General features: G+C 61.5%; 9 protein-coding genes. 3 read left to right on the top strand and 6 right to left on the bottom strand.

Features of this window, described 5'->3' with window-relative positions; all coding sequences use genetic code 11:
* The first annotated feature begins 170 nt into the window (after positions 1–170).
* Positions 171–569, top strand: a complete 399-nt coding sequence (locus JHD07_RS30035) for a response regulator (protein ID WP_291628733.1) — start codon at positions 171–173, stop codon at positions 567–569.
* A gap of 63 nt (positions 570–632) precedes the next feature.
* Here JHD07_RS30035 and arsC read toward each other — a convergent pair whose 3' ends face one another.
* From arsC to JHD07_RS30005, 6 genes are all read right to left on the bottom strand, one after another.
* A complete protein-coding gene (arsC, locus tag JHD07_RS30030; RefSeq protein WP_291628730.1) occupies positions 633–1,034 on the bottom strand; it encodes an arsenate reductase (glutaredoxin) in 402 nt (133 codons plus the stop codon).
* Between the two features lie 61 nt (positions 1,035–1,095).
* Positions 1,096–2,151, bottom strand: a complete 1,056-nt coding sequence (arsB, locus tag JHD07_RS30025; RefSeq protein WP_291628737.1) for an ACR3 family arsenite efflux transporter — start codon at positions 2,149–2,151, stop codon at positions 1,096–1,098.
* A gap of 2 nt (positions 2,152–2,153) precedes the next feature.
* A complete protein-coding gene (locus tag JHD07_RS30020; protein WP_291628728.1) occupies positions 2,154–2,681 on the bottom strand; it encodes an arsenate reductase ArsC in 528 nt (175 codons plus the stop codon).
* On the bottom strand, positions 2,674–3,036 hold the full coding sequence (locus tag JHD07_RS30015; RefSeq protein ID WP_291628727.1) for a helix-turn-helix transcriptional regulator: 363 nt from the start codon (positions 3,034–3,036) through the stop codon (positions 2,674–2,676). Before JHD07_RS30015 ends, JHD07_RS30020 begins: the two co-directional genes overlap by 8 nt.
* A gap of 646 nt (positions 3,037–3,682) precedes the next feature.
* Complete coding sequence (locus JHD07_RS30010; protein ID WP_291628726.1) at positions 3,683–4,555, bottom strand: helix-turn-helix domain-containing protein; 873 nt, start codon at positions 4,553–4,555, stop codon at positions 3,683–3,685.
* Positions 4,556–4,629: 74 nt separating this feature from the next.
* Positions 4,630–5,133, bottom strand: a complete 504-nt coding sequence (locus tag JHD07_RS30005; RefSeq protein ID WP_291628725.1) for a hypothetical protein — start codon at positions 5,131–5,133, stop codon at positions 4,630–4,632.
* 218 nt (positions 5,134–5,351) lie between these two features.
* Here JHD07_RS30005 and JHD07_RS30000 point away from each other — a divergent pair, with 218 nt between their 5' ends.
* Both JHD07_RS30000 and JHD07_RS29995 read left to right on the top strand, forming a co-directional pair.
* Positions 5,352–5,669 carry a metalloregulator ArsR/SmtB family transcription factor gene (locus JHD07_RS30000; RefSeq protein ID WP_291628734.1) on the top strand — a complete coding sequence of 106 codons (318 nt, stop codon included), beginning with the start codon at positions 5,352–5,354 and terminating at the stop codon, positions 5,667–5,669.
* 48 nt (positions 5,670–5,717) lie between these two features.
* Positions 5,718–6,231: NAD(P)-binding domain-containing protein (locus tag JHD07_RS29995; protein WP_291628724.1), on the top strand; the 514-nt coding region annotated here is incomplete at its 3' end.

Genomic DNA, 6,231 nt, shown 5'->3' with positions numbered 1-6,231 from the left:
GGGAAAACGTGGCAGTCGCCCGATCGTTCCGTCTCAGCTCAACCCGTTGCGTTCAGCTGCGGCAACGGTTCTGAAACCATCCGGCCGCCGCCCTGTGGCTGGAACCGCGTCGTACAGCGGAACAAAATACGCTGTGTGCACTTTTAAACAGAACGGTAACGGGGGAAGCAATGGCGCCGGATCTACCAATCGTCCTGGTCATAGAAGACGAAGATGCCATCCTGGCTCTCGTTGAAGACGCCTTGGAAGAAGGGGGCTTTCAGATTGCGACCGCGAAAACGGGCGAAGAGGCCATCACGCTGTTGAAGGGTGATCTCTTGCCGTACCGTGCTCTCGTGACTGACGTCAATTTGCCGGGGCGCGTCGACGGCTGGGACATCGCGAGAGCCGCCCGTGAAGTCGATCCTCATTTTCCCGTGGTTTACATGACCGGCGGCGCCGCGGAAAAGTGGCCGGTTCTCGGCGTGCCAAACAGCATTCTGCTGCAAAAGCCGTTTGCGCCGGCCCAGGTCGTCGCGGCTGTTTCACAGCTCCTCAATGCGGGTTCTCAGCAGGCGGGTCCCGCCTGAAATACCGCACTCCGTGTTCTGCACGTCCGACAAACGAGCGGCCCGAGGAGACGCGCCGCGAGCCTATCGCGTCTCCACCACTTCGCCGTCTTCCTTCACGAACCGGCCGACCGGACTATCCAGGAGATCGATCACGACCTCCGAAGGCCGGCACAAGCGTGTGCCCTTCGGCGTCACCACGATCGGACGGTTGATCAGGATCGGATGCGCGAGCATCTGGTCAATCAGCTCGTCATCGGTCCATTTGGGATCGTCGAGGCCGAGCTCGCGATAGGGCGTCCCTTTCTCCCGCAGCAGCGCGCGAGCGGAAATTCCCATGGCCTTGACGAGCTCGACCAGCTTGTCGCGGGAGGGCGGCTTCTTCAAATATTCGATGACGTCAGGCTCGACGCCGCTTTGCCGGATCATCGCCAAGGTGTTGCGCGACGTGCCGCAAGCCGGGTTGTGATAGATCGTGACGCTCATCGACGTATCTCTCTATGACTGGCAGACCGGCGTGCTGCTCGGCCGCCCGCGCACGATGATTTTATTGGCGGGCCTCGGCAGCCGCGGGCACTTTACCCGCTCCCGCTTCGTACCACCCCCGCGTGGCCTTGACGATGCGGACGACCGACAGCATCACCGGCACCTCGACGAGCACGCCGACCACGGTGGCTAGCGCCGCGCCGGACTCCAGGCCGAACAGGCTGATCGCGGCGGCGACTGCCAGCTCGAAGAAATTGCTGGCGCCGATGAGTGCCGCTGGGGCCGCCACGCACCAGGCCACGCCGAACCGTCGGCTGAGCCAATAAGCCAGGCCCGCATTCAGGTAGACTTGAACGAGAATAGGGACGGCGAGGATCGCGATGACGCCGGGCTGCCTGACGATCTGCTCTCCCTGGAAGCCGAAGAGCAGCACCAGCGTCGCGAGCAGTGCGACAAGCGATACGGGCTGCAGCATGCGCATGACGCGGTTGAAGCCGTCCTGGCCGTCTCTCAGCAGGATTTTGCGCCACAGCTGGGCGACGACCACGGGAACCACGATGTAGAGCACGACGGACAGCAGCAATGTGTCCCAGGGCACGCTGATCGAGGCCACTCCGAGCAGCAACCCCACGAGGGGCGCAAACAGGAAGACCATGATGACGTCGTTCAGTGCGACCTGGCTCAGCGTGTAGTGGGGCTCTCCCTCGCAAAGATTGGACCACACGAACACCATTGCGGTGCAGGGTGCGGCGGCAAGCAGGATCAAGCCGGCGATGTAGGACGGGATCTGACCGGACGGCAGCCACGGTGCGAATAGGTGGCCGATGAAGAAGGACCCGAGCAGCGCCATCGAGAACGGCTTCACGGCCCAATTGATGAAGAGGGTCACGCCGACGCCACGCCAATGCTCCCGGACCTGACCCAGCGACCCGAAGTCGATCTTCAGCAACATCGGCACGATCATGAGCCAGATCAACATCGCGACCGGCAGGTTGACCTTGGCGACCTCGGCGGCCGCAACGGCACCGAAGAAGCCGGGCATCACGTGGCCCAGCGCAACGCCGACCACGATGCAAAGCGCGACCCACAGGGTAAGGTATCGTTCGAAAATGCCCATCGTCACGCCACATCGCTCTTGCCCGAGGTCGTTCCCTCGGAGCGGCCGATTTCCCGAAGCTTGGTCCCGAGCGAAAGCCGGTCGATGCCGCCGAGGGGCAGGTTCACGAACGCGCCAATGCGGTTCTTCAAGTAACGGAACGCCTTCGTGAAGGCCGCAGTTCTTTCGAGCTCGGTGCCCTCGACCGCCGCCGGATCTTCGATGCCCCAATGCGCCGTCGTCGGTTGGCCCGGCCAGACGGGACATGCTTCGCCGGCCGCGTTGTCGCAGACGGTAAAGACGAAATCCATCACCGGTGCGTCGGCGGCTGCGAATTCCAGCCAGCTCTTCGAGCGCATACCGTCGATCGGATAGTCCATGCTCTCGAGCGTGCGCAGCGCCAGCGGATGCACGGCGCCTTTCGGTGTGCTCCCTGCGGAGAAGGAGCGAAAGCGTCCGCCACCGTCCTTGCGAAGGATCGATTCGGCGAGCACGGAACGGGCCGAATTGCCCGTGCAAAGGAACAGCACATTGTAAATGCGATCAGACATGGACCTTTCCCTTTCGCTTGGGCGGAGAGCAGGGCTGCAAGCTCTCGAGGACCGGCATGCAGACCTCCGGTCGTCCGCCGCAGCAGTCCCGCAACAAGAAAACCGCGACGTCTCGAAAAGCGCCGAGGTTGGCGCGGTAGACAATCGAGCGGCTGTAGCGCTCGGATGTTACAAGACCGGAGCGAGACAGGACCGAGAGGTGAGCCGAAAGCGTATTGGCCGGGACTTCGAGGAGGCGCGCGAGGTCACCTGCAGCAAGCCCCTCGGGCTCGTGCTTCACCAGGATTTGGAAGGCCTGCAAGCGCGTGGATTGGGCAAGCGCAGCGAGCGCCAAGACAGCTTGTTCATTTTCCATACATCCAGAGTTATGGAAATTACGTATTCATGTCAAGACAGGGTTATTTTTTGGCCACCGCTTCGAGATCTCCATGTCGAATGAGACATCGCGATGCCGTCCGCAACGGCTCGAGTGAGGCTTGCAGCATAAAAGAGCTTGCTCAGCTGTCATCAAAACTTAAACTTGTGTTTCCATAATTCTATTATTAAAGAATTATGGACACGTTGTCCGGTCGCGAAAACTCAGCATCTGGTCGCTTGAAAACGGACGTTCAGCCGCCGAAGCGCCGAACCACATCCCGCTGCCTGCCAATCTGGTTCAGCAAGATCGAGAACGACTGGAAGGACGACCTCGGCGGCTGAGGCTTTGCAAGTGGGTGAGATTCGATGGGGCGAATTATGCCGACTGACAGCGAGCAACGCGGCGGTGGCCTTGCGAGTGACTGTGACTGCGGCTGCGGACGTGGACCCCGGTCACAGAATTCGACCAACCTCGCAGCGAGACCGGTTGAGATCGACGTATACGAAGCCGCGCGCCTCGCGGCGCTGGAAGAGAGGAATACGGAGCTGAAGCGCCGGCTCGCCGAGCAGAGGCGCGAGGCGAATGCACTCCGCGCTCAATTGGCGAGCAAGCGAAAGCGGCCGCCCGGCATCGATCCATGACGTCAGGGCGCAAGCCGCGTGGTGTCGCCGATTTCGTCAAGCCTTGTTTTCAGAGCCGCGCGGTCTAGGGACTGCAGCGGAAGATTGACGAAGGCTTCGACGCGCCGCCGGATCATCGCGTAGAGTTCATTGAGCAGGGTGGTCCGCTCGGACGCCGAACCGCTGAACCGTGCCGGATCCGGTAAAGGCCACGCCGCTGTGAGCCGATTGCCAAGTTGCTGGCAGATTTGCCCGTGCGGTACGTCGCAGAGGGCGACGACAAAGTCCATGCGCGGTGCATTCGGTCCCTTGAATTCGCTCCAGGCCTTGCAGCGCAACTGGGATGTCTCGTAGCCCAGTATCTCGAGCCGCCTGACGACCTCGGGGAGCGGCGCGTTCGCAGGCTCGGTGCCGGCGGAATAGGCCCGAAAACGCCCGCTACCAAGTCTTTCGAGCAGGGCTTCGGCCATAATGGAGCGCGCCGAATTCTGGGTGCAGAGGAACAGCACGTTGAAGGCGGGCACGATCGCATCGATCGGCAACCCGGCTTCCTCGCCCTCCTTCAACGCGGCCGCCGGGTGGAAGCCGCAGAGACCTGGCCGCCCCTTGCAGCATTCACGGGTGAGGAAGTCGACGAGTTGCTCGAAGGCTTTTGTATTTGCGCGGTAGTTCATGACCCGGCCGTCCCGTTCGACCTCAATGAGGCCCGCACGGGAGAGGATGCGAAGATGGGTCGACATGGTGTTGTGCGGCACGGCGCAGCGCCGGGCGATTTCGCCCGCTGGCAAGGTGTTGGGATGGACCGCAAGAAGTTGGCGGACGGCCGCAAGTCGGGTCGACTGCGCAATGGCGCCGAACCCCTCGATGGCTTTTGTGCTCGGCAAGGATCGCTTCATTAGGTTATTTGCTTCTGTCGACGATTGCCGACAGATACCCCGCAAGTTTTGCGGTAAAATGTCGGGAAGCAAAGTCAGTCGAGCGCAATCCCGGCGCGCTGTTGGGGCGGTAGGATAAAAGCGGCGCGGGGATCGCTGCGTTTGAGCTTGATAGGGTTGAGCACGACGCCGCTTGCCGAAAGGCTTTCCTGTGTTGCGATCAGTTCGTCATCGGCGACCGGCCCAAGGTCGACGTCCCTGTCCGGCAAGACGACGATCGCGCGCACGCCTATTTTTACAATGACTTGTCCGCGTCCGGCGACCGCACGCCGCGACCATTCCTTGAGCTTGGCGTAGTAAGGCGCGCGCGTCCAAGCATCAGACCGGGTGGGATCGACATGGACGAAGATGGTTCTGTGGCTGACATCCTCGAAGCCGATGAGAAGCCTGGCGGTGGACGGACGCCAACCTTCATCAAGCTCATGAAGCGTCAGAAAGCCGCAGAGAAAGTCCCGACATTCGGCAGGACGCAACTCGTATGCGCGGCAGCCGGTGCCAATCGCACATTGCTCGCACCATTTGCCGAGCGGTTTGTTCAAGGTTTGGACCTCCAGCAGCTTGCAGCAAAGCGTACAAGATCCGCATCCTCGCAGCGGGTGGGTCGACGAAACGCTAGGGCCTTTAATGTCCATAAGTCGAGATTTATGGACATATCTGTTTGCGCTTTCATGACGCTGCCAGGACACCCCGTCACTTATATTTCGAAATTGCTAGAATTACGGTTGACGCCAGTCAGCGGCTGGCCCATATTGGCCGGATGAAGATAGACGATGCGGCCGCCCGACTCGAAGCGCTGGGCAGCCCGACTAGGTTGAAGATCTACCGAGTGCTGGTGCGCGCGGGAAGCGTCGGCATGCCGGTTGGCCGTCTGCAGGAACGCCTGAAGATCCCGGCATCGACGCTATCGCATCACGTCAAGGCGCTCGTTTCCGTAGGGCTAATCACTCAGGTTCGCGAAGGCACCACGCTTGTTTGCCACGCCGAATACGACACGATGCGGGGCTTGGTGGATTTCCTCGTCGACGAATGCTGCGTCGATGAAAATCAATGCAAGGAAACCCAGACAGCGGCCTGAGCACTTTGCCCGCTTATTCGGTCATTCTAGAAGTATGGGATCAGAAATATGATTACAGGAAAGACGGTCGCTATCATCGGTGCCGGGCCAGTCGGGCTCGCAGCAGCCGCCCACATTCTGGAACGGGGTATGACTCCGGTCGTCCTAGAGGTGGGACCGCAAGCCGGCCACGCAGTGAGGCAATGGCAGCACGTGCAGCTTTTCTCGCCGTGGCAATACAACGTCGACAAGGCGGCCGCGCGCCTGCTCGCGCCGACCGGCTGGAATTCGCCGGACCCGAGCGCCTATCCGACCGGCGGCGAACTGATCGAGCGCTACCTCGAACCGCTCGCGACGCAAACGAAGCTGCGCGAGACGATCAGGACCTCGAGCCGCGTGACGGCGATCAGCCGCGAGGGCTTCGACAAGGCGAAGACGAAGGGGCGGGAGCAAGCGCCTTTCGAAATTCGCTATCAGAACGGCAAGGGCCCTGAGGTGCTGCGCGCCGATGCCGTCATCGACGTCTCAGGCACGTGGTTCTCGCCCAATCCCGCCGGCAGCAACGGCCTGCCTGCGATCGGCG

Origin of the sequence: Bradyrhizobium sp. (genome assembly GCF_016462955.1) — a bacterium.
Taxonomy (GTDB): domain Bacteria; phylum Pseudomonadota; class Alphaproteobacteria; order Rhizobiales; family Xanthobacteraceae; genus Bradyrhizobium.
This window is presented reverse-complemented; position numbering and strand designations above follow the sequence as displayed.

What these genes read in the sequence shown, in the direction of transcription:
- arsC (WP_291628730.1), bottom strand. Translation starts at nt 1,034, where the DNA reads ATGAGCGTCACGATCTATCACAACCCGGCTTGCGGCACGTCGCGCAAC.
- JHD07_RS30020 (WP_291628728.1), bottom strand. Translation starts at nt 2,681, where the DNA reads ATGTCTGATCGCATTTACAATGTGCTGTTCCTTTGCACGGGCAATTCG.
- JHD07_RS30015 (WP_291628727.1), bottom strand. Translation starts at nt 3,036, where the DNA reads ATGGAAAATGAACAAGCTGTCTTGGCGCTCGCTGCGCTTGCCCAATCC.
- JHD07_RS30035 (WP_291628733.1), top strand. Translation starts at nt 171, where the DNA reads ATGGCGCCGGATCTACCAATCGTCCTGGTCATAGAAGACGAAGATGCC.
- arsB (WP_291628737.1), bottom strand. Translation starts at nt 2,151, where the DNA reads ATGGGCATTTTCGAACGATACCTTACCCTGTGGGTCGCGCTTTGCATC.
- JHD07_RS30000 (WP_291628734.1), top strand. Translation starts at nt 5,352, where the DNA reads ATGAAGATAGACGATGCGGCCGCCCGACTCGAAGCGCTGGGCAGCCCG.
- JHD07_RS30010 (WP_291628726.1), bottom strand. Translation starts at nt 4,555, where the DNA reads ATGAAGCGATCCTTGCCGAGCACAAAAGCCATCGAGGGGTTCGGCGCC.